The following is a 23346-nucleotide window of genomic DNA, read 5'->3' as shown; positions in this document are numbered from 1 at the left end:
CCCGGCGGACCGTTTCGCGGTCAGCGCACGGCGTATGCGTTGGCCACGAGCTGGGTGACGGAGTTGCCGTTGGCGTCCGTCAGTTCGGCCTTCAGGGTGACCGGTTTGCCCGCCGCGCCCGCGTGGTTCACGGTCGCTGTCCATGCGCCGCCCTGCTGGGACGTGGCCGCCTCGGTCCATGTCCCACCGCCGTCGTACGAGTACGACAACGTGGCGGCGGTCAGCGCGCCGGGCGTATAGCCCGCGTGCCCGGTGAAGCTCAACGCGATCCTCTGACCGTCCGTCGCCGAGAGGGTCTTCAGCCCGTCCTCCGGAAGGCCGTAGTGCGGGAAGAGCAGCGGGATGCCCTGCGAGTACGCGCTCTCGTCGAGTTTCGAGCGGAACTTCCAGGTCGTCAGCAGCTGGGTCGAACGCTTCCACACCGCGGCCGGCTGCCCGATCTTCGTGGTGTTCAGGGAGAGTACGTACGTCGCCTCGTCCGCCGGGACCTCGAAGACCCCGAACGGGTATCCGCTCTGGCCGATCTCCTCGCCGTTGCGGCTCAGCCGCATGTTGCCGATGTCGCCGAACGACCCGGCCATGCCGACGTGCTCGCTGTCGCCCCAGAACGCCGGGGCGACACCGATCAGATTGGCCTGCCGCTCTGCTGCGAGTGCCGGCCTGCCGGTGGCGTCGCGCGGCGCGGCCGGGGCGACCACCCCGCCGTACCAGCTCTCGTTGCGCTGCTTGCCCGCCTGGTACGTACGCGCCTGGTCGATCATGAACTCGCCCCAGGGGAAGCTGGAGGAGACATAGTGGTCCCAGCTGGTGTCGCCCGCCGTGTAGTACTCGGTACGGGTGCCGGGGACGCCGACCAGGTCGAAGCCGGAGACCGAGGCCCCGGTGCCGTTCGGGCGGTAGGCGACGACGCTGTCGTTGTAGTCGGCCTGGACGCCCATCGCGTGGTACGTGGACTCGTTGCGGCCGAGCTTGCTGTCCCGGACCCGGTAGGTGCGGGCGGAGGTGATCGGACCGTGCTCGGGGAAGGCCAGGTTGTAGACGAACGGGCTCTTGGCCGTCGCCTTCCAGCGCAGTGCGACCGGGCCGTTGGCCAGCCGCTCCAGCAGGGACTTCGCCTCGGCGGCCTCGATGCCGAGGACCGGGTGCGGTGCGGTGCCGAAGCCGGTGGACGGGATCCAGCGGCCGGCGGACGGACGGTGCACGATGACGGCCTTGGCGCCCGCGGCCTTGGCTTCGCGTGCCAGGCCGATGACGTTGCCGCCGCCGTCCGGGACCTCGACCAGGGCGAACTTTCCGCTCACGCCCGCGGACTCGAGCTCCTTGGGTGTGCCCTTGCCCGCGTCGACGACCGCGGCCTCGCCGGTGCCGTCGAGGTTGACGGAGCCGAGGCTGGCGGCCACCGGGTGCAGATCGCCGCCGCCGACGACGGAGAGCTTTTCGACCAGCGGTGCGTAGGCGCGCCAGTAGCTGCCGAACTCGAACTCGCCGTCGTCCGCGTGGCCTTGGACATCGGCGTAGTAACCGGCGACCAGGCGCGAGCCGGAGACGGTGCCGGCGTGCCGCCAGGTGTCGTCCCAGCTGCGGTCGAAGGCGAGCGTGGTGGTGCGCGTCTCACTCCTGCGGTCGGTCTCGATACGCAGCCTCTTCGCCTTGCGGGCGTCCAGGACGACCGTGGTGTCCTTGGTCAGGTCCAGCTGCGGGCGGCCGACATAACTGACCGTCATGTCCGGTGAGTCCACGAAGGAGGAGAGGAAGTACGCGCCGGGGCGCAGCCGGTAGACCTGGTCGGCCGCGCCGTCGTTGAAGCGGCGCTCGCCCTTGGCGGTGTCGGTGCCGATGACGTCGAGCGAGGACGCGCCGTCGGCGGGCTTCCCGGTGCGGTCGACGAGTTTGACGCGCAGGGTGACGGTCTCCGGCTCGACGTACAGCGAGAACGGCGTGGAGACGCTGACGCCGTGCGCGGTGGCGAGGACGCGGCCGGTGATGTCGCCGTACTGGCTGCGCTCGATCCGGGCATCCGGGTCGAGAGTCAGCGGGACCTTGACCGTCGCGCCGGCCGGGACGGTGACGGAGCGTGCGCCGAGGCGGGCGACGGCGGAGCGGATCCGGGAGCCGTCGTTGCCGGTGACGGACTGGACGGCGAGGTCCAGCCGGGCCGGCTTCTCGCCGGTGTTGGTGTACGGGACCTGGACGGTGGTGCGGTCGCTGCTGTCCTGCGGCCAGTTGAAGCTGCCGCCCTGGACGGCGGGCGCGCCGGTCACGGTGGTGGAGACCGCGGCGTTGACGTCGAGCCTGCCGCCGCCGATCTCGCGTACGTCACCGGGCGCCGAGGCCTTCGCCGACGACACCAGCGCGGCCTTGATCTGCTGGGCCGTCCAGTCGGGGTGACGCTGCTTGACGATGGCGGTGGCGCCCGCGACATGCGGAGTGGCCATCGACGTACCGGACATGGACCGGTACGCGTAGACGCCGCGGCCGCCGGCGGCCGCGGCCGAGATGGCGACGCCCGGGGCGGCGATCTCCGGCTTGAGCGTGTGCGTGTACGGGGCGGGGCCGCGGCTGGAGAAGGACGCGGTGGAGTCGTCGCGGTCGACGGCGCCGACGGTCAGCACGCTCGGGGCGCAGCCCGGGGACGAGACGGTGTTCAGGCTCGGGCCGGAGTTGCCCGCGGCGATGACGAACAACGTGCCCTCGTTCCGGGCGAGCTCCTCGGCCGCGACGCTCATCGGGTCGGTGCAATCGGTCGGTTCCGGGCTGCCGAGGCTCATGGAAACGACGTCGGCCTTGCTGTCGACGGCCCACTGCATACCGGCGATGATCCAGGAGGCGGCGCCGGAGCCGCCGTCGTTGAGGACCTTGCCGTTGAGCAGTTCGGCGCCGGGGGCGACACCCTTCTTCCTGCCGCCGCTCGCCGCGCCGGAGCCGCCGACGGTGGAGATGGTGTGGGTGCCGTGGCCCTGGCGGTCGTCGTCGGTCCCGGAGTCGGTGAAGTTCTTGGAGGCGGCGATCCGGCCCTTGAGGTCGGGGTGTTCGGCGTCCGCGCCGGTGTCGAGCACGGCGACCTTGGTGCCCTGGCCGTCGTAGCCGGCGGCCCAGGCGAGGTCGGCGCCGATCTGCTTGGTGGAGCGGTCGAGGGTGGCCGTGACCTTGCGGTCGAGCCAGAGCTTCTCGAGTCCGGAGACGGAGCGCGAGCGGGAGTTCGTGACGTCCGCCCAGAAGTCGGCCGTCTGCTTCTTGTCGGCCTTGAGGGCGACTCCGTCGACGGCGTCGAGGACGAGGCCGCGCTCGGCGCCGCGGGGGGTGACGGGCACGGAGCGGGCGATATCGGTGCCGTACACGGCGATCAGCGGCAGGGACTCGGCGTGCGCGTCGTCGTAGCCCTGACGGATCAGGCCCGTGACGTTGAAGAGCTGCTCGTCGACCTTGTTCGCGGCGAGTGCGGTGGCGGCGTCCGCCGGGTAGACGTACAGATCCTGGCCCGACCGGCGGGTCTGTACCAGCGGGGTGGAGCCGTCGGCGCGGGGCAGCACGGTCGCGGACGGCGTGCCTGCGCGGTCGCGGCTCACCAGGACCCTGTCCCCGGTGACAAGGGTGACCGTGGTCGGCCTGTCCCCCTGCTGTGCGGCGGCATCGCTGCCGGCCAGGGCTCTCTTCGCGGTCGTGTCGTCCTGCGGCCCAGCGGCCGCCGACGGCGCGACCGCCGTGACGGCCAGGACGGCGGCGGTCGCCGCCCCCAGTGCCGTACGCGATATCGGGCGCATCGCTCTCCCCATCTGAATCCGGCACAGATAGGCATGAAATACCCTGTCGCCGGAGGCTGTTGGTGCTGCGGTGGCGCCACATTGGCAGAGGGGCGGGCGGTGCAGGGATGATGTACGCGGCGGAAATACGCCTTGGCCGGTTTCCGCCAGCGCGGCCGAAGAAGTGCACGTCCGGGGAGGGGTGGGGTCAGTTGCTGGGAGCGATAGGTCTCGACGAGAGGCAGGAATCGGCGTACCGCGCGCTCGTCGCGCTCGGGGCGGCGGAAGTCCCCGATCTCGCGCACCGGCTGGCGCTGCCGGAGACGGATACGGAGCGCGCGTTGCGACGGCTGGAGCAGCAGGGCCTTGCCGCGAAGTCCTCGGCCGGCACCGGACGGTGGGTGGCGGCTCCGCCCGGCGTGGCGCTGGGCGCGCTGCTGACCCAGCAGCGCCACGAGCTGGAGCAGGCGGAGCTGGCGGCGGCGCTGCTGGCGCAGGAGTTCAGATCGGAGGCCACCGCTCCGGCCGTGCACGATCTGGTCGAGGTGGTGACGGGCGCGAGTGCCGTCGCGCACCGTTTCGTACAGCTGCAGTTGGGCGCCACCGAGGAGGTCTGCGCCCTGGTCACCGGAAATCCGGTCGTGGTCACCGGGACGGACAACGAGGCGGAGGAGAAGGCGGCGACGCGCGGGGTGAGGTACCGGGTGGTGGTCGAGCGCGAGGTGTTCTCGCTGCCCAACGGGATCAACGAACTGAGCGCGGCGCTGGGCCGTGACGAACAGGTCCGGGTGGTGGACCGGGTGCCGACCAAGCTGGTGGTCGCCGACCGAACGCTCGCCATGGTCCCGCTGACCGGGCGCGGGGCCGATCCCGCGGCACTGGTCGTGCATGCGAGCGGGCTGCTGGAGTCACTGACGGGTCTGTTCGAGGCGGTGTGGCGGGAGGCGCTGCCGCTGCGGCTCGGCGTGGGTGGCGAGGTGGACGAGGAGAAGGCGCCGGGGCCCGATGCCACGGATCTGGAGATCCTTTCGCTGCTGCTCGCCGGAATGACGGACGCGAGTGTGGCCAAGCAGCTGGATCTCGGGCTGCGGACCGTTCAGCGCCGGGTGAAGGGGCTGATGGAGCTGACCGGTGTGACGACCCGGCTGCAGCTCGGCTGGCATGCGTACGCGAAGGGCTGGGTGGCCCGCGACCTGCGGGAATGATCAGCATCCTGCACCCTTGGCAGATGGGCGCATGGCGGCTCCTGCTGGTCGGCCTGGTGATGCTGCTGGGCCAGCTCGGGGTGCTTGCGCCCGGTGCCCCGGGGCCGTGGCCGGTCTGGGCCGCGATGCTGTGGTGGTCGATGCACGAGCAGTCCGGACCGGCTGGGTGCTGCCGGTGGGGACGAGTGTGCTGGTGGAGCTGTTCGCCTGCCTGCCGGCCGTGGGGGCGTGGCTGGGCACGGTCTTCGCGGGCTGAGCGCGACCCGGTGTCCCTTCGTCCTCCAGCCAAGGTGCCTTTTGTCCTCTGCTGAACACTGTCCAGATGGACAGAGACACATCGGATCTCTCCCGCCGTATTGACTGCCTCCCACCGCCTGCCTACCTTCCGTCGAAGGGATAGCTCGGATGAATTGACATGTCTGCGTACGAGCCGCCGGGAGGCGTCATGGCCACTGCACCAGACCCGTCCACTGCACCGGACCCATCCAGAAGAACCGTCCTTGCCACCGGTACGGCGATCGGCGGAGCGCTGGTGGTGGGAGGTGCCGCCGCGGTCCCGGCGCAGGCCGCGCCCGCCCCGGAAGACACCACCGCTCTCACGGTGCACGCCGACAGCTGGCGCACGGTCCTCGACGACGCCGATCTCGTCTGGCAGAAGATGCCGAAGACCTGGTACGAGGGCCCGTATCTCGGCAATGGCTACTTGGGCACCGGCATCTACGCCGAGCCCGGCGGAAAGAACGCCGTCCGCTTCAATGTCCAGCACTCCGAAGTGCAGGACCACCGGCCGGAGTTCGGCTCGCTCTTCGGCCTCGCCCGGCTGCCCGTAGGCCACTTCACGCTTGAGCCCGTCGGCACGATCACCGGCCTCGACTGGCGGCTGCGGCTGCGCGGCGCCGAGCTCACCGGCAGCCTGACCACCACGGCGGGCACTCTGCGCCTGCGCGTCTTCGTCCACACCACGACATCCCTGCTCACCGTCGAGATCACACCGAGCGAGGGCGAGAAGAACTTCCGCTGGGTCTTCCACCCGGCCGATGCCATCAGCCCGCGTGCCGCCTTCAAACCCCTTCCGGACGGGTACACGGGCAATCCGCCGGCCGTCGTCGAGCAGCACGGCGAGCTGACGGCCGCGGTCCAGCCGCTGCTCGCGGGCGGCCGGCATGTCACCGCCTGGCAGGAGCGGGTCCGCAGGGAGACGCGGACGCTGTATGTGTCCGTCGCGCACTCCTTCCCGAGGACGACCGCACTCGACCGTGCGCTGCGCACGGTGCGGGACGCGTCCTCGGCGCCGTACGACGTACTCGCCCTCCCCCACCGCGTCTGGTGGGAGCGCTTCTACCGCAAGAGCTTCCTGTCGCTGCCCGACGCACGGCTGCAGCGCTTCTACTGGATCCAGCTGTACAAGACGGCTTCCGCGGCCCGGCGCGACGCCCCCGTCATGGCCACCTGCGGGCCCTGGCTGGAGTCGACCCCCTGGCCCAACACCTGGTGGAACCTCAACGTCCAGCTGGAGTACTGGCTGATCCACGGCTCGAACCATCTTGAACTCGACGCCGTCTCACGCGCGTTGGGCGAGTTCCGGGCCCAGCTGACCGCCGAGGTCGCCGGCCCCTACCGTGGCGACTCGGCCGGCATCCCCCGCACCACCGACACCCGGCTCGTCAACGGCGGCGCCACTCCGTCCGGCAACGGCTACGGCGTCGGCATCCCCGGCCAGAACCCGCCCACCCCCGAGGTCGGCAACCTCACCTGGGCGCTGCACAACGTCTGGCTCTCGTACCGCCACACCATGGACGAGTCGCTGCTGCGCGACCTCCTCTTCCCGCTGCTGCGCAAGGCGGTCAACTACTACCTGCACTTCCTCAACCCCGGGCCGGACGGCAAGCTGCATCTGCCGCCGACGTTCTCGCCGGAGTACGGCGTGGACGCGCCGGACTGCAACTACGACCTGATGCTGCTGCGCTGGGGCTGCCGTACGCTCATCGACTCGGCCGCGGAACTGGGCATCTCCGACCCTCTGACCGCCCGCTGGCAGGAGGTCCTCGCCAAGCTGGTCCCGTATCCGGTGGACGCGAACGGCTACATGATCGGCGCCGGTGTCCCGTTCGCGAAGTCCCACCGCCACTACTCGCATCTTCTCGCGGTGTATCCGCTGTACGAGATCACCGGCCGTACGCCCGAGGAACGCGCCCTGATCGAGAAGTCGCTCAGCCACTGGGTCAGCTTCGAAGGGGCGCTGCAGGGCTATACGTTCACGGGTGCGGCATCCATGTCCGCGCTGCTGGGCAAGGGCGAGGACGCGCTCAAGTACCTCGGCGAACTGATGACCCGTTTCATCCAGGCCAACACCATGTACAAGGAGTCGGGCCCGGTCATCGAGACCCCACTTTCGGCGGCGCAGTCGCTGCACGACATGGTCTGCCAGTCGTGGGGCGAGGTCATCCGGGTCTTCCCGGCGCTGCCGGACGCGTGGCGGGAGCTGGTCGTCCATGACTTCCGTACGCAGGGAGCGTTCCTGCTCAGTGCGGTACGGGAGGCGGGGAGGACCCGCTGGGTCCGGCTGACCAGCGGGGCGGGCGCGCCGTGCGCCGTACGCCACGGCATCGCGGGCCCGATCGAGGTCCGCGACGGGCGGGGCCGACGGCTGCGGTGGGATGAGGCGGGCGACGGTGCGATCCGGATCCCGCTGGGGAAGGGCGAGTCGGCGCTGATCACGGCGCGTGGGGACCGCCCGGACCTGCGGATCCGTCCGGTGGCTCCGAACGCGCCGGCCCCGGCGTGGGGCCTCCCGGCCTGACCGGCCCCCGACCGGTGCCGTGCCGGTCCGAAGTCCTAGGACTCGCCCAGTTCCTGCGTCCCATGCGGGGGACGAGGTACGCGTGTGAGGCTGCATCCATGACCGAATTCAGCGACGCCGAGCGCGCGTACCTCAAGTCCCAGCGCCTGGGACGGCTGGCGACCGTCGACCCGAAGGGTCAGCCACAGGCGAACCCGGTCGGTTTCTTCCCGCAGGAGGACGGGACGATCCTGGTCGGCGGCTACGCCCTGGGCACGACGAAGAAGTGGCGCAATCTCCGGGAGAATCCGAAGGTGGCGCTGGTGGTCGACGACATCGTGAGCCTCCAGCCGTGGAAAGTGCGCGGGGTGGACATCAGAGGCGAGGCCGAACTGCTGACCGGCCCGCACGAGTTGGGCCCGCACTTCAGCGAGGAGCTGATCCGGATCCACCCGCGGAAGATCCACAGCTGGGGCCTGGAGTAGGGCCGGAACGGGCGGCGTCAGCGGCCATCGGGCCCGGTGACCCACGAGGTCACCGGGCCCGGTCCCACCTGCACTCAGCGCATCCGGCCACGCTTCGCCTGCATGGCCGCGCGGCCCTCCGCGCCCTTCTGCTTCCAGTCGCGCAGGATTTCCGCCCGCAGCCGCGCGTCCGTCTTCGCGACGATGCGCTGGTTCTCCCGCAGCAGCTTGCGGTAGCTCTCCAGCCGCCGCTCCGGCAGCGAACCGTCCTCGATCGCGGCGAGCACCGCGCAGCCCGGCTCCGACTCGTGCGCACAGTCGTGGAAGCGGCACTCCTCCGCGAGCTCCTCGATCTCCGAGAAGACCTGACCCACGCCGGACTCCGCGTCCCAGAGCCCCACGCCGCGCAGCCCGGGCGTGTCGATCAGCACACCCCCGCCGGGCAGCGCGAGGAGGTTGCGGGTCGTGGTGGTGTGCCGGCCCTTGCCGTCGACGTCGCGGGTCGCCTGCACATCCATCACGTCCTCGCCGAGCAGCGCGTTGGCGAGCGTCGACTTACCCGCGCCGGACGCGCCGAGCAGCACACTCGTCCCGCCGGAGAGGACCGCGGTGAGCACATCGACGCCCTCACCCGACGCCGAACTGACAGGCAGCACCTGCACTCCGGGCGCGGTCGTCTCCACGTCCTGGACGAGGTACGAAAGACCGGTCACATCGGGAACGAGGTCGGCCTTGGTGAGCACGACGAGCGGCTGCGCGCCGCTCTCCCACGCCAGCGCGAGGAACCGCTCGATCCGCCCGAGGTCCAGCTCGACAGCGAGCGAGACCGCGATGATCGCGTGGTCGACGTTGGCGGCGAGGATCTGCCCCTCGGAGCGGCTCGAGGAGGTGGAGCGTACAAAGGCGGTACGGCGCGGCAGATACGTCCGTACGAAACGGGGGTCGCCGTCACGGTCGACGGCAGCCCAGTCACCGGTGCAGATGACCCGCAGTGGATCGTGCGGGGTGACGAACGCGGTGTCGGCGCGGACCAGTCCGCCGGTGGTGACGACATCGCACTGGCCGCGGTCCACCCGTACGACTCGGCCCGGCAGCAGACCCTGCTCGGTGTACGGGGCGAACTCGACGTCCCATCCTTCGTCCCAGCCGTAGGACGACAGCGGGTGCGACGAAGACGAAGCGGACGCAGAAACAGATGAGAGAGACAAGGGGAACCCTTCGAAGGGCGGCCCCGGCAGCGCGCTCGGCGCGCGGAAGTGGTGTGAGTGTCAGCCGGAGACCACGGGGGTGGGAACGATGAACTCCTGAATGCGGGCAACGCCCGTCTCCGTGACAGTCATCAATGTCCTCACCTCCTGCTCCTCGACGCACCAACGCGGTTCCCCGGACACAGCACACGGCCGCGCCCCGGAACGAGCAGAACCGTAGCCCCACCCCAGGGCACGGCGCCAGCGATTAACTGTCGGGGCTCATCCGTGCGACACCCGCAGCCGGCGGACCGACCTCACGCCGCGACTCGTACGGCGTTCTGCGCGAGGTCCTGGGGCCTGCGGGCATCAACTGCGCAGACAAGAACCCTGGCCGCGGCCCGCCGTCTCGGATCTGGCAACCGGCGATGATGTGCAGGGCCGAGTTGCTTCGGGACCGCGGGGCCGCAGCTGGGGTCCGGTCAGGCGGTGGCCAACGCGCACTGGCCTCGGTCGGCCTTCATCGGTCCGGCGGCGCTGGGACGGACCTCGAAGTCGAACATGGCGGTGGGTACGTACAACGAGCAGCAGGCGTTGGGGATGTCGACGATGCCGCTGATACGTCCCTCTATGGGGGAGGAGCCGAGCAGCAGGTAGGCCTGCTCTCCGCTGTAGCCGAACTTCTTGAAGTACTCGACGGCGTTGAGGCAGGCCCGGCGGTAGGCCAGCGTCGCGTCGAGGTAGTAGTTCGTGTCCGTGTCGTGGTCGACGGAGATCCCGATGAAGGTGAGGAACTCCGTGTACCTCGGCTCGACGTTGCCAGGAATGAACACGGGGTTGGTGGAGATGCCGTACGTCTCCATGCCGCCCTTGATCAGGTCGACGTGGAAGTCGATGAAGCCGCCCATCTCGATGGCGCCGCAGAAGGTGATCTCTCCGTCGCCCTGGCTGAAGTGCAGGTCGCCTCCGGAGAGCTTGGCGTCCTTGACGTGTACGGGGTAGAAGACCCGCGAACCGCGCGTGAAGTTCTTGATGTCGTGGTTGCCTCCGTTCTCGCGGGCCGGCACCGTGCGTGCGCCTTCCGCGGCGATGCGCGTGGCGAGGTCTCCGGTGGCCGTGCCCGCGAGTGCGTTGGTGCTGTCCGGCGGTACGGCGAGTGGCGGGACCCGGTTCGGGTCGGTGTCGATCAGCGCCTGCTCGCGGGCGTTCCAGCGGGCGAGCATCTCGGTGGACGGGGCGGTTCCGAACAGCCCGGGGTGGGTGATCCCGGTGAAGCTGATCCCGGGAAGGTGGCGGGAGACCGCCTGCTGTCCGTGGAAGTCCCATATCGCCTTGTAGGCGTCCGGGAAATAGTCGGTCAGGAAGCCGCCGCCGTTGGCCTTGGCGAAGATACCGGTGTAGCCCCAGCCCTGGCCCGCCGCGTCCCCGGTCTGCTGCGGCACGGGGCCGAGGTCGAGTATGTCGACGACGAGCAGGTCGCCGGGTTCGGCGCCCTCCACGCCTACCGGACCGCTGAGCATGTGAGGGATGGTCAGGTCGATGTCGCGTACGTCGTTGGCGGTGTCGTTGTTGCCGACCTGGCAGTCGGTCCAGTCGCGGCATTCCATGCGGAACTCCGCTCCCGGCTTCACCATGGCGACGGTGGGGACGTCCGGGTGCCACCTGTTGTGTCCGGGGACGTCCTGGTCACGCATCGACTTACTGTGGTCCACATTGAAGATGATTTCTGGCATGACAGCTCCTGGTTTCTGATTCCGTCACGTTTGTGCGCCCACGCTTCCGGCCGCCGGGGCGGCTGGGGCCGGTTGCCGCGAATTCCGGGTGAGCGGCCACAGCGCCCCGAACACCACCACGCCGAACACCGCCAGCGCGATGGCGGTTTCGGTGGGGCTCACCCAGTAACCGGAGAGCAGCAGCGCCGCGGGAATCGCGCCGGTGACCCAGCCCTGGATCGCCGTGACCCAGCCTGTATAGATTCTGAGGCTGTCCATCTTGAGACCGAGCAACAGGAAGAACAGGAACCACAGGAATGCCCAGTAGAGCCAGATGACCCCGAACGGGTAGTCCCTGAAGACCCGGAAATTGACGAACGAGTACCCCAGGGCCGCAACCGCAACGAACAGCGAGTAGTAGCCGACGCCGGTACTGTCGAGACCGGCGAGGAGGCCCACACCTACATACAGGTAGGTGAAGCCGAACAGATAGATGCCGGATGCCGCCAGGATCCCTCTGGGTTCGCCGGCGGCGACGAAGATGAGATAAGTCGGCGTCAGCACCTGCAGTGCGCCCACGAACAGGTTGAACACCGCTGCCGCCTTGGCGTCGACCTTCCCGAGCAACAGCATTCCGTTGATGAAGAGCACTGCACCGACAAACAGCAGTCCCACGTTTCCCACGAGGTCGCACCTCCTAAGTCCGCGTGGACGCCCTCAGGGACGCGGCAACCGCGAGAGCGCGGGGTGCGGGTGCCGTGGCACCCTTGTGCGTGACGGCACTTCGGAGACTACTGCCGGGGCCTCACGGGCCTGCTCCTCCTGGTCATGAAGGGCGGCGACCGCGTGCGAGGTCAGCGTAAAGCCGGGCGAGGAGTACACACGTCTCGCAGCGCCTGCGCAAACAGGGCAACCGTAAACCTTGGGCGCCGTCCCGATCGCCAACTTCACGTCGAAGGGCCCACATCGGCTGCATAGATATTCATAGGTTGCCATCAGCAGCCTCCGAATGCCGGTGGACGCTGGCCAACCCGAGTGCGTGCGGTGCGCCCCGATCAGCACACGCCGCAGCGCGTTTCCTACCTTCAAGAAGACGTCTCGCAAATCCAGGTGTCAAGTACCGGACGGCCGGGCCTGGACCTTCTCAGAACGACCCGATCACGAGCGCCGCCGCTGCTGCCGCAAAACCCACCGCGAGACTCGAAGCGGCGTACAGCAGGGCCTTGCCGACCTGCCCTTTCTCGCACAGGTGGACCAACTCGTAACTGAATGTGGAGAACGTCGTATAGGCGCCGCAGAAACCGACGCCGGCAATGGTCACGACCTGCTCCGGCAATGCGTGCCGTGCGCCGAGGCCCACCAGAAGCCCCAGCACGAACGATCCGCTCACGTTGATCAGCCAGGTGCCGCGTGGGAACACGCCCGGGCTCCGGTACTGCACGTACTGGCCGAGGACGTAACGCGCCACTGCCCCGACCGCGGCCGCCGCACCGACGGCGAGCAGGATGATCACCGCACCCACCAGCCGTATCGGCGGGCGCGCCCGCGCCGCGCGTCGAGCCGTATTCGCCGGGCCGACGTCAGCCGGCCGATAGCCAGGCCCAGAACGGTGGCGGCCGCCCCGGCGAAGAGGCTCCCGACGATGTTCAACGCCGCGGCTGCGTAGTGGCCGTGGCCCAGCAGGCGATCGGTGTCGACCATCCAGGTCGAGAAGGTGGTGAAGGCGCCGAGGAAGCCGACGGCAGCGAACGGCCGCACGTACAGGGTCGGCGGCCAGGCCTCGAACACATAAATGAGCAGCAGCGCCAGCGCGAACGATCCGGACACGTTGATGGCGAATGTCGTCCACGGGAACGTCGCCCCAGGCGCGGGGAAAGCCAGCCCCAGCGCGTAACGGGCCGTCCCGCCCAGCAGGCCGCCGAGCGCGACCGCCGCCAGGACGCCCCCGCGCAGATGCGCGCGGAACGGCTCCCGAACTCCCGTCACAGGCCTCATCGAAATAGCCGCATCCCTATCCACCGGAACACCTCCCCATTATCCCTGGGGATTGCAGCGCCGACGCACACTCGACTAAAATTCAAGATCATCGGCGTTCGACCGGTTTACCGGTGCCCTACCCGTTCACCGGAGCAGTGGCCCCACCGATGGAGGACGGCCATGGCAAAAATCCTTGCGGTGCTCTATCCGGATCCCGTGGGCGGATATCCTCCCGACTACGCCCGCGACGAGATTCCCACCATCACCGGCTATCCGGGCGGTCAGACCGCGCCGACCCCGCAGGCCATCGATTTCGCCCCGGGGCACCTCCTCGGCTGCGTCTCCGGAGAACTGGGACTGCGCCGGTTCCTGGAGGACCGGGGTCACACCTTCGTCGTCACGAGCGACAAGGAAGGGGCGGACTCCACCCTGGATCGCGAGCTTCCCGACACCGACGTGGTCATCTCGCAGCCATTCTGGCCCGCCTATCTGACCCCCGAGCGCATCGCCGCGGCTCCCCGGCTCAGACTCGCGATCACCGCGGGGATCGGGTCGGACCACGTCGATCTGCCGAGCGCCATCTCCCATGGCATGACCGTGGCCGAGGTGACTTTCAGCAACAGCATCAGTGTGTCGGAGCACGCCGTGATGCAGATCCTCACCCTGGTGCACAACTACATGCCGGCTCACGAGTGGGTGACCACCAAGAAGGGCTGGAACATCGCCGACAGCGTCTCGCGCGCCTACGACCTCGAAGGCATGGACGTCGGCGTCCTCGGCTCCGGCCGTATCGGCCAGGCGGTACTGCGCCGCCTCAAGCCGTTCGACGTCACGCTGCACTACTGCGACGTGCACCGGCTGTCCAAGGAGGTCGAGGAGGAGCTGGAGCTGACCTGGCATCCCGACGCCCGTTCGCTGGCCTCCTCCGTCGATGTGCTGTCGATCCACACTCCGCTGCATCCGCAGACGAAGAACCTCTTCGACGACGAGCTGATCGGGGCCATGAAGCGCGGTTCGTACATCGTCAACACCGCACGGGCGCTCATCGTCAACCGGGACGCCGTGGTGCGGGCCCTCAACAGCGGCCAACTGGCCGGTTACGCCGGTGACGTCTGGTACCCGCAGCCGCCACCGCCCGACCATCCCTGGCGCACCATGCCGTACGAGGCGATGACGCCGCACGTGTCCGGGTCGACCCTCTCGGCGCAGGCACGCTACGCGGCCGGTACGCGGGAGATCCTGGAGTGCTGGCTCGACGGGCACCCCATCCGCCCGGAGTACCTGATCGTCGAAGGCGGTGGGCTCGCCGGGACGGGAGCGAGCTCCTACACGGTCGCCGGATGACCGACACGCGCGGGACTGACATCCGGCGGACAAGAAATCAGCTGAAGATTCAATAGAAGATCCACCACCCCGGCTGTGAGCCGATTCACGCAAAATTTACTGGACGGGCACAGACGAGGCCTTTAGCGTCCGTAAATAGATTGTTTCTCATTATGCGGAGATACCGGCGCCGCGCGTAATCTCTCGTAAGAAAACCAGGCGCACGCCGGGAAGGTGGATCAGTGAGCATAGACGCAGTGTGGGTCCGGGGCGTGACCGGCATTCAGATGCACCACGTGACCGACCTTCAGGATGCCGGCAGGTTTTTGGGCAACGCAGCGATGGCACTGCGGGCCGCGCACGTAAGGACCGGCGCCGACCGGTACTCCGGCATCGCCGCCGAGCTCAAGGCTCTGGTGGAGCGAGTGCGGGAGCTGGAGGAGGAGGCGCGGTCGAGCATGCACGACCTGCACTCCACCGACCCCGATCGGTTCGTCCGCTGCCGGGACGGCCACGAGCCGTGGCCCGGCGAGATCGCGGCAGGATTCATCCCGCGCCACACGTGCAAGGACGAGTGCCTATACCACGACCGCGAGGTCCTCGACGCCATCATGCAGTGCACCTGCGGGCGGCCGCCGTGCCGGGCCTGTGAGATCGGCGGGAGGCTCTGACGAGCCCCGGGCCTCCCGTGGCCGAGCCGGATCGAGACACCACCTGATCACCGACGGTCACGGCGCCAACTCGCGGTGATCAGGACCGACTGTAACCACAACGACGGCTGCCGCTGGTCGATGCCGTTCCTGCCGTAGACAACGGTCAGCAGGGACGGCCACGCCGCAAGCCCGGCTCACACATCGCCGAGCACGGTTTCGGCCGGTACCGAGCCGTGCGGCCGACACGGCCGTGACGACGAGCTCGAGTCAGCTCACCGCGACCCCACCGCTGCGCAATTCGCGGCACTCTCCGAGGAGGGGGCCGACTTATGCAGCTCGTGGGACGCGAGAACATTCTGCGCGGATCCCCGAAGAGGCTGCGAATACGCCTCGGACCCGGAGTGGCGGGCGGAGAGTTTCTGACTCACGGTGGACTCCCGTCCCACCTCGACGCGTTCGACGTTCTCCGGCTCACGACCCTGAGCAGCGACTACCAGTCCCTGGCTGGTGCTCGCTCCCCAGCTCGCCTCGCCTCAACACCGGAACGGATCAGTGCTCGGCTCCCCGGAGCCCTCCCTCGTCGTACGCAACCGGCGCAGGGGGCCGTACTTCGCCCGCTCCAACCACACAGCACGAGGGCAGTTGGGCGGTCCATTCAGCGGGCCATCGCCTCCGAGAGCAGTGCGTGACGCGGCTGTGCGTCCGCGATCAGCATTGTCAGTGGCCGCAAGTATGTTCAGTCGTGTCCCGCCGTTGTGGCGCGGAAGTCCCCTTGGTGCATAGGAGATGGCGCGTTGTCAGATTCAGATTGGGAGAGGTCGAGCACGGCACGGGTGGTAGCACCCGCACGGCCGCGCAAGCTGGCCAAGGTCCCGTTCGTCGAGCTGGCCGACGGACGCTTGCAGGGCGTGGTGTCCAGCGGCTCGGACATCGAGCGGGTCTATGTCTCGTCGGTCGCCGCCGGCACCCACGCGTTCGCTTGCAGCACCAACAACAACCGGCCCTGCGGCGGCGCGCGGGGCTCGTTCTGCAATCACATCCGGGCCCTGATCAACGAGGCGGTGCTGCAATACGGCGCCGAGCGCGTCGTCCGTTACCTGAGGGTCGAGAGCGTGGACGGGGAGCCGAGCGCGCAGACCATCGCCACCGACATGAGCAACACACGTCCACCGCAGGGGGACTCCAAGGCCGCCGCACCCGTCTTCAGCCGGTTCCTGCGCCATCTGGCCTACCTGGAACTCGCCCCGACCACCGCGCCGTTGCCGGAGATGCAGTGGTTCCCGCCGACCAGGGCGGTGGCTTGATGCGCGCCGACCTGCTCGCCGAAACCATCGCCGGGCTCGACGAAGCCCTGGCGGCCGTCGACGCCTTCGACCGGGCTCTCGTCGCCGGCCTGCTCCGCCCCCAGCCCGCCCAGGCCGCCGGCCTGACAGAGCTCGCCCACGCCGTCACGGGAACGCCGCTGGCCGCCAAGGTCGCCGAGGCGGCCGAGAAGACGGCGGCCGGAGCCGCGAGCGAAGACCACTTCGTCGCCCTCGCCGCCGCCCGCACCGCACTGCTCGGCTCCGTCCACGACGCACTGATGACCCGCGTCGAAGAGGCGACCGGCCGGCCCCGCAACGAGGAGACCGTCCCGGCGCCCGGCGGGCAGCAAGCGGCGAACCTGCTCGCCGCCGCCCGCTCCTGGCTGTCCGATCTGGCGCGCTCCGGGTGGCAGGGCATCGACCACGACGTGGTCTCCGGGTCGGCGCAAGTCGTCTCCGCGATGCTTCCGGACCCGGCCCTGCGCCGCCTGGCGACGCTCCTCGACGGCTTCGCCGCCGAACTCGCCGCATCCTGCCCGGGCGCGGCCCTGGAACGCATCCCGGCACGCCGCTGGGCCGACCTGTGGTCGCGCGCGATGCTGCTGACCCTGCCCGGTGCGGCCGACATACCCAAGACCGGTACGGCCACCGGACGCCTCCTGCCCCTCGGCGTGGACGTGCAGGAACACGCGACCGCCGCACAGGCCCAAGTCCACGCGGTGTTCGAGCCCGCCGACGGCACCGCGCCCCGCCTGGTGCGCGCCAGCGTGTCGGTGCCGAAGCCGGACACGGTTGTCGGAGCCGGCCTCTGGCAGCTGCTCCGCCCGCACATGTCGCTCCTGGCGGCCGTCAGCGAAAGCCGCTCGATGGACCTCGCCGGTATGCCGGTCACCGCCGAGGGCGACCTGCTCTGGAGCGACGAGCACGCACGCCCGAGCGAGCCCGCCGACGCCTTCGCCACTGCCCGCGTCGCCCTGCCCACCGCCACCGACGCGGCGACCGCACCCCTGGACCGGCACCCGGCGCGCATCGCCGTACCCGTGTTCCTGGAGGGCTACGCCGCCCAGAAGGACGACGGCGCGCTGACGTTCACCGTCGCCGGACACCTTCTCGCTGTCGACACCGACCGCATTCCGACCGCCGGACCGCTCACCCCCGAGGCCGTTGCGGCGTCCGGCGCGTGCATCGGGCTGCTCCGCTGGGACGCCGGGACGTATCGCGTCCAGCCTCTGGCCGTCGAGACGACCGTGCGGAAGAAGGCTGTCGCGATCCACGCCGGGGGATGGGCCGGCGGCACGACCGACAAGGCCGGCGTCAAGGCCGAGAAGGCCGCCACCGACGCCGTGACTGTGCTGCGGGAGCGTGCCGGGAGGCTGCTGCGGAAATGACGGACCACACGACCGGGCAAACGACCGAAACCGAGCAATCGGCCGACCATACGAATCCACAGAACCCCGAGGTGGAACCCCACGACAACCGCCGTCAGGCCCTGTACTGGCGGCTCCTCGCCCGCCTCTTCGACGACGAGGAGCAGGCCACGCTGGAATCGGCGAGCCTCGCCGTCGTCGAGGACATCGGTCTGCCGTCCGCGCTGCTGGACCCGCAGGCCTCCCTCGACTCGATCGTGCAGCGCCACCCGGAGCTGGCCGCCGAGTTCGACGGTCTGATGGCGCCCGCCCCCGACCCCGACGACGGTGCCCGCGACCGGGCCGCCGAAGTACGGCGCGCGGCGCTGGTGTCGAAGGTGCTGCTCAACGTCTTCGCCTCCGACTCCGGCACAGTCACCGCCGGACAGCTGGCGCGCTGGCAGTCCGACGCGGGCTGGTTGGAGCGCGCGCTCGGCTGCAAGCCGGGCGAGCTGCGCGGCGGCCGCGCAGGCGGAGGTTCCGGGGCAGGCGCCGCAGGACCGGGTGTCAGCCCGATCGGCACCGGCGGCCTGGGCACGACGCCCGATCTCAGTCGGCTGATTCCGGCGATCGGCCCGGAACTCGGCGCCATCGAGGCCGACCTCGTCAAGCGGATGCACCTGCGCGAGGTGCTGGCCGACCCCAAGCTGGCCTCGCAGCTGACCCCGAGCATGTCCCTGATCGAGCAGCTGCTGCGGGACAAGAACAACCTCTCGGGCGTGGCCCTGGCCAACGCCAAGGCCCTGATCCGCCGTTTCGTCGACGAGGTCGCCGAAGTGCTGCGCACCCAGGTGGAGAAGGCCACGGTAGGCGCCCTGGACCGCTCCGTCCCGCCCAAGCGGGTGTTCCGCAACCTCGACCTCGACCGCACGATCTGGAAGAACCTCACCAACTGGAGCCCGGAGGAGGAGCGGTTGTACGTCGACCGCCTCTACTACCGGCACACCGCACGCAAGACGACGCCCCAGCGGCTGATCGTCGTCGTGGACCAGTCGGGCTCGATGGTCGACTCGATGGTGAACTGCACCATCCTGGCGTCGATCTTCGCCGGGCTGCCGAAGGTGGACGTCCACCTGATCGCGTACGACACGCAGGCGCTCGACCTCACGCCGTGGGTGCACGACCCCTTCGAGAGCCTGCTGCGCACCAACCTCGGGGGCGGCACCGACGGCACAGTCGCCATGGCACTGGCCCAGCCGAAGATCGCCGAGCCCCGCAACACCGTCGTGGTGTGGATCTCCGACTTCTACGAATGGCGGACCGAGCAGCTGTTCGAGAGCATGGCCGCCATTCACCGCTCCGGAGCCAGGTTCATCCCGGTCGGCTCGGTGACCAGCTCCGGCCGCGGCAGTGTCAACCCGTGGTTCAGGGAGCGCTTCAAGGACCTCGGTACGCCGGTGCTCTCCGGCCACATCCGCAAGCTCGTCCACGAACTCAAGACGTTCCTCGCTTAGAAAGGTCCTGTTATGTCAGACATGTTGCGCGCCCCTGCCGAGATCAAGTACGCCGAGGAACTGGACTGGCTGGAGTCCATCGACGACAACCCCAAGCCCTTCTCCTGGAGGCTGTCCCCGAAGATGGTCCGGCTGTTCGTCCTGGGCTCCGAGCGCTCGGACGGTCTGGACCGGGAAGTCTCGCAGAAGTGGTATGGAGACCGCAGTTTCGTCGAGCGCTCCATCGTCACGCTGGCCTCCGACCGCGGCCTGCTGCTCATCGGCGACCCCGGCACCGGCAAGAGCTGGCTGGCCGAGCTGCTGTCCGCCGCGATCTGCCGCAACTCCACGCTGGTCGTGCAGGGCACGGCCGGCACCACCGAGGACCACATCAAGTACTCCTGGAACGTGTCCATGGTCATCGCCAAGGGCCAGTCGCGGGAGTCGATGATCCCCTCGCCGATCATGACCGCGATGGAGAGCGGCGCGATCGGCCGTTTCGAGGAACTCACCCGCTCCACCAGCGACGTCCAGGACGCGTTGATCTCGATCCTGTCGGAGAAGTACATCTCGGTTCCCGAACTGGACAGCGAGAACATCGTCTTCGCCAAGCCCGGCTTCTCGATCATCGCCACCGCCAACAGCCGTGACCGGGGCGTCAACGACCTGTCCTCGGCGCTCAAGCGCCGCTTCAACTTCGTCCGCATCCCGGTGGTGACGAACAAGAAGAGCGAGGCGGAGATCGTCCGCTTCCGTACCGAGGAACTGCTGCGCCGCCACCAGATCGAGCTGGACGTGCCGCCGACGCTGCTCGACGTGCTGCTGCAGAGCTTCGCCGACCTGCGCGCCTCGGCGGCCGCGGCCGGCAGCGACGACGAGAAGCTGGAGTCCGCGCTGTCCACCGCCGAACAGATAGGCGTGCTCGAGGACGCCATCCTGCACGGCAATTTCTTCGGCGAGCGCGCGCTGACCGCCCACACGCTGGCCTCCTCGCTCGTCGGGTCACTGGCCCGGCGCGAGCCCGAGGACTTGGCCATCCTCAACAAGTACCTGCATGGCGTCGTCGAGCCGCGCAGCAAGGAAGAGGGCGGATCCTGGCCGGAGTTCCTGGAGGGCGGCCGCGACGCGATCGCCACCCTGTCATGAGCGGTACGCACGAGGGGACCTTCGAAGCGCTGCGCGCGCAGCTGCAGGAGGCCGCAGCGACGTTCGCCGACGGGCCCGGCGCACTGGAGGGCATCCTCCTCGGCCTCGTCGAGGACGTCGACCGCGCGGTGGGCGAGCCACTGGAGATCTTCCCCGTCTGTCACCACTCGCCCGCCTCGGCGCTCGCGATGGCACGCCGCCTGCGGGAGAAGCAGCCGAAGGTCGTGTACCTGGAGCTGTGCGAGGACATGGCGCCGCTGCTGACCGAACTGCGCAACTGCAGGCTCCCGGTGGCGGTCCAGGCGTTCGCGACCGAGGTCGACGGCTTCCCGGCCGAGTGGTCTCCGCTGTCGGTGGTCGCACCGATCACCGAGGCCTCGGCCGAGTACCAGGCGATCGCCTACGCGCTGGACACGCCGGGCGTCGAACTGGTCCTCGTCGACCGTTCCTCGGACCACGTCTACCAGTGGGACGCGCGCGGGAGACACCCCGACGACCCGGCCGAGCCCGGCGCCGATCCAGGGGGGTCGGACGCACCGCCTGCCGAGGAGGAGGCCGCGCTGCACGGTGACGCGGTCGGCGTGGGGATAGGCGACCTGCGGCCGCGCTTCGCCGAACTGGAGGAACACCTGCTGCATCACGGCAGGGTGCGGCACTGGTCGGAGTGGTGGCACCAGTACGTCGAACTCCCGCTCGGCGACAGCGACCACGACACCTACCGGCAGGTCATGCTCCTGATCGGCAGCCTCTTCCGCCGCCTCGCACCCGGCGACCCCCATCGGGTGCACGTGGACGAGGACCGCGAGCGCTACATGTGGACCAGGATGCGCCAGCACCTGGCCGCGACCGGCACCGATCCCGCGGACTGCCTCTACATCTGCGGCGCCTTCCACGCGGCCAGCCGTGTCGCGGAGTTCGGCGTCCACGGCACCGACACCTTCGAGATCAGCCCGCTCAGTGCCACCAAGTGGCAGCACGGCCTGATTCCGTCCAGCCACGCGGCGATCGAGGCGCAGTTCGGTCTCGCCGCCGGCTCGGTGTCGATCGCCGCGACGGTCTGGGCGAAGAACGTCAGGCGCACGCGCGTGGAGCCGTACCGCCTGGCGGGACAGGCGGGCGCGAAGAAATCGAAGGCCAGGAAGACCGCGGCCGCGGTGGCTCCCGTACCGGCGGTCCCGCTCTCGGACAAGCTGACCGGCTTCCTGCAGCAACCGCCCGTCCTGGACCGGCTGGACGAGACCGAACTGCTCGGCTGGTCGGTGGAGATCGTGCGCGCCGCGCGCCGTAACGGCTACCTCGCCTCCACCGCCGACGCCATCGCGGTGTTTGAGACGTCGATCCTGCTGGCCGGCATGCGTGACCGGGCCAAGCCGACGCCGTACGACTTCCAGGACGCGGCCGTCACCTGCATCGAGAAGGACACCGTGCCCGGCCGGCGCGACGTGCGCCGCCTCGTGGAGATCATGATGGGCGGCGACAAGATAGGCCAAGTCGGCTACGACGCGCTGCCACCCCTGGCCCGCGACGTCCACGACCGGCTCGCGCCGCTGAACCTGAAGCTCCAGCAGCGCGGTGTGCAACGGGCGTTGCTTGACATCGCCTCCCGGCCGGAACTGGGGCAGTGCTCCGACGTGCTGTGGATGCTGCGCTACCTGATGCCGCAGGGCACCGCGCGGCCCATCATGGGCGAGCGGAGGCTCGGCGAGCGCCCGATCCAGGAGTCGTGGGACCTTGCGCTGGGCACCCACCAGCGTGCGCTCATCGAGCTCGGCTACGAGGGCGTCAGCATCGAGCAGGTCCTGGAACAGCGCCTGCGCCGCACGGCGTACGGCCCGCAGGCCACCGCGGCAACCGTCCTGGAAGCCGTCGAGGACGCGACGCTGTACCTGCGCAGCCGCCGGCTTGCCGACGAGCTGGGCACACGCGCCCTGGAAGTTCTGTCGGCCGAACGCAGCGTCGACGGCGCACCGGAGGTCCTGCGCCGGGTGCGGCGGCTGTTGGCGTACTACCGCACCAGCGAGCCGGTACTGCCGCCGTGGATCGAGTCCTTCGTCAAGACCGGATACGCCCACTACTGCACCCTGCTGCCGACGGCGTTCACCGACGACGACGCCACCGTCCGCCACGTGGCGGCGATGCTGGGCTTCTTGTTCAGCATGGAGAGCCTGGCGCTGTCGCTGGGCTGCGACCGGACCCAACTGGAGCTGGCGGTCGCCCAGTCGCATCCACAGGACCAGTCGAAGACGGCGCTGCTGTGGGCGGCCCAGACGCAGCTCGGGCACCTCTCCCGCGCGGACCTTCGGGCGAGGTGTGACGAACTGCTGGGCAATCCCTTGGTGGTGCCTGCCTATCCGCGCTACCTCAGCGGCTTCGTACACGCCTTGGAGCCCGTCCCAGGCCTCACCGACTTCGTCGTGGAAGCGGTGTCGAACGCGTTCGGACGGCTGCCGGACCCGGTGCTCCTGCCGTGGCTGCCGACCCTGATCACCACCCTGCGATCGGGTGGCACCGAGCTGGCCCCGCTGCTGATTCGTGAGGCCGGACGGATCTTCCCCGGCCGGCTTGCAGTGCTGGACGAGTGGGTGCCGCCGTGGCGGGCGCAGCCGGAGCCGGAAGCCGTGCATCCGGCGCGGCGCACGGACGGCAGCCGAGGTGGCACGCTGCTCGCTGCCCACCCCGCGACGTGCGACGCGGTGGCGAGACTGCTGGGCTGCGACGGGACGTGGGAGACGGCGGATCCTGGCCCGCAGGGCGCGGCGCTGGTAGGCCGCCATCCGGACACGGCGGTGGCGCTGGAGGTGCTGCTGGCCGGCACATGACTTCGGCGGGGTGAAACCCACGCAGCGGATTCGCCGCCGACGGCGACCCGAGCTGCGGGCGCCGCCGACGCGGCCCGGCAAGCGGGCCCAGGTCCCGCCGCAGCCGCGCGAAATCCACGCTCAGCTGCCGGGCCACGGCCGCCGTCACATCCACCCGGTCGGCCAGGGCTCGGGCTCCGGGCCTGCCCGATCATCACC

The 23346-nt window shown here is 69.6% G+C and carries 18 protein-coding genes and 1 pseudogene; 12 read left to right on the top strand and 7 right to left on the bottom strand.

Annotation, left to right across the window (positions count from 1 at the left end; all coding sequences use genetic code 11):
• Positions 1-20: 20 nt before the first annotated feature.
• The gene (locus tag ACFYXH_RS31900) at positions 21-3761 is read right to left on the bottom strand and encodes a S8 family serine peptidase (protein ID WP_389570264.1); all 3741 of its coding nucleotides are present in this window, start codon (positions 3759-3761) and stop codon (positions 21-23) included.
• A 191-nt stretch (positions 3762-3952) separates the two neighbouring features.
• Between ACFYXH_RS31900 and ACFYXH_RS31895 the strand changes: the two genes are divergently transcribed.
• From ACFYXH_RS31895 to ACFYXH_RS31875, 5 genes and pseudogenes are all read left to right on the top strand, one after another.
• A complete protein-coding gene (locus ACFYXH_RS31895; RefSeq protein ID WP_389570261.1) occupies positions 3953-4945 on the top strand; it encodes a helix-turn-helix domain-containing protein in 993 nt (330 codons plus the stop codon).
• A gap of 23 nt (positions 4946-4968) precedes the next feature.
• Positions 4969-5109, top strand: a pseudogene (locus ACFYXH_RS31890) (DUF456 domain-containing protein); the annotation flags it as partial.
• Positions 5079-5201: a hypothetical protein gene (locus ACFYXH_RS31885; protein ID WP_389570804.1), complete on the top strand. Its 123-nt coding sequence runs from the start codon at positions 5079-5081 to the stop codon at positions 5199-5201. The pseudogene ACFYXH_RS31890 and the gene ACFYXH_RS31885, both read left to right, overlap by 31 nt.
• Positions 5202-5390: 189 nt before the next feature.
• Positions 5391-7745 (top strand): Tat pathway signal sequence domain protein, encoded by a 2355-nt coding sequence (locus ACFYXH_RS31880; protein ID WP_389570258.1) that lies wholly within the window; start codon positions 5391-5393, stop codon positions 7743-7745.
• Positions 7746-7843: 98 nt separating this feature from the next.
• A complete protein-coding gene (locus tag ACFYXH_RS31875; RefSeq protein WP_362677156.1) occupies positions 7844-8209 on the top strand; it encodes a PPOX class F420-dependent oxidoreductase in 366 nt (121 codons plus the stop codon).
• A gap of 74 nt (positions 8210-8283) precedes the next feature.
• Here the strand turns inward: ACFYXH_RS31875 and rsgA are convergent, their stop codons facing one another.
• The 6 genes from rsgA to ACFYXH_RS31845 all read right to left on the bottom strand — a co-directional run bounded on the left by rsgA (position 8284) and on the right by ACFYXH_RS31845 (position 13073).
• Positions 8284-9396 carry a ribosome small subunit-dependent GTPase A gene (rsgA, locus tag ACFYXH_RS31870; protein ID WP_389570254.1) on the bottom strand — a complete coding sequence of 371 codons (1113 nt, stop codon included), beginning with the start codon at positions 9394-9396 and terminating at the stop codon, positions 8284-8286.
• A gap of 461 nt (positions 9397-9857) precedes the next feature.
• Positions 9858-11108: a formamidase gene (gene fmdA, locus ACFYXH_RS31865; RefSeq protein ID WP_326653435.1), complete on the bottom strand. Its 1251-nt coding sequence runs from the start codon at positions 11106-11108 to the stop codon at positions 9858-9860.
• Between the two features lie 24 nt (positions 11109-11132).
• The gene (locus ACFYXH_RS31860; RefSeq protein ID WP_389570250.1) at positions 11133-11771 is read right to left on the bottom strand and encodes an AmiS/UreI family transporter; all 639 of its coding nucleotides are present in this window, start codon (positions 11769-11771) and stop codon (positions 11133-11135) included.
• Positions 11772-11804: 33 nt separating this feature from the next.
• Entirely contained in the window at positions 11805-12083 is a 279-nt protein-coding gene (locus tag ACFYXH_RS31855; protein WP_389570249.1) for an FmdB family zinc ribbon protein, read from the bottom strand.
• A gap of 148 nt (positions 12084-12231) precedes the next feature.
• Positions 12232-12600, bottom strand: coding sequence for a fluoride efflux transporter CrcB (crcB, locus tag ACFYXH_RS31850; protein ID WP_389570248.1), 369 nt, complete (start codon positions 12598-12600; stop codon positions 12232-12234).
• The gene (locus ACFYXH_RS31845; protein WP_389570245.1) at positions 12597-13073 is read right to left on the bottom strand and encodes a fluoride efflux transporter FluC; all 477 of its coding nucleotides are present in this window, start codon (positions 13071-13073) and stop codon (positions 12597-12599) included. The genes crcB and ACFYXH_RS31845 overlap by 4 nt, the downstream gene beginning before the upstream one ends.
• Before the next feature lie 171 nt (positions 13074-13244).
• On the opposite strand from ACFYXH_RS31845, the gene ACFYXH_RS31840 reads away from it, so the two are divergent.
• From ACFYXH_RS31840 to ACFYXH_RS31810, 7 genes are all read left to right on the top strand, one after another.
• Complete coding sequence (locus ACFYXH_RS31840; RefSeq protein WP_385301449.1) at positions 13245-14408, top strand: NAD-dependent formate dehydrogenase; 1164 nt, start codon at positions 13245-13247, stop codon at positions 14406-14408.
• A 227-nt stretch (positions 14409-14635) separates the two neighbouring features.
• Positions 14636-15058, top strand: a complete 423-nt coding sequence (locus tag ACFYXH_RS31835) for a hypothetical protein (RefSeq protein ID WP_121786269.1) — start codon at positions 14636-14638, stop codon at positions 15056-15058.
• 815 nt (positions 15059-15873) lie between these two features.
• On the top strand, positions 15874-16344 hold the full coding sequence (locus ACFYXH_RS31830; protein WP_389570242.1) for a hypothetical protein: 471 nt from the start codon (positions 15874-15876) through the stop codon (positions 16342-16344).
• Positions 16344-17732, top strand: a complete 1389-nt coding sequence (locus ACFYXH_RS31825) for a hypothetical protein (protein WP_389570239.1) — start codon at positions 16344-16346, stop codon at positions 17730-17732. Before ACFYXH_RS31830 ends, ACFYXH_RS31825 begins: the two co-directional genes overlap by 1 nt.
• The gene (locus ACFYXH_RS31820; RefSeq protein ID WP_389570236.1) at positions 17729-19204 is read left to right on the top strand and encodes a VWA domain-containing protein; all 1476 of its coding nucleotides are present in this window, start codon (positions 17729-17731) and stop codon (positions 19202-19204) included. The genes ACFYXH_RS31825 and ACFYXH_RS31820 overlap by 4 nt, the downstream gene beginning before the upstream one ends.
• Before the next feature lie 12 nt (positions 19205-19216).
• Complete coding sequence (locus ACFYXH_RS31815) at positions 19217-20329, top strand: AAA family ATPase (RefSeq protein ID WP_389570233.1); 1113 nt, start codon at positions 19217-19219, stop codon at positions 20327-20329.
• The gene (locus ACFYXH_RS31810; protein WP_389570230.1) at positions 20326-23148 is read left to right on the top strand and encodes a DUF5682 family protein; all 2823 of its coding nucleotides are present in this window, start codon (positions 20326-20328) and stop codon (positions 23146-23148) included. Before ACFYXH_RS31815 ends, ACFYXH_RS31810 begins: the two co-directional genes overlap by 4 nt.
• The last annotated feature ends 198 nt before the right edge of the window (positions 23149-23346 follow it).

It is taken from the genome of Streptomyces sp. NPDC002730, assembly GCF_042888805.1.
Lineage (GTDB): Bacteria > Actinomycetota > Actinomycetes > Streptomycetales > Streptomycetaceae > Streptomyces.
This window is presented reverse-complemented; position numbering and strand designations above follow the sequence as displayed.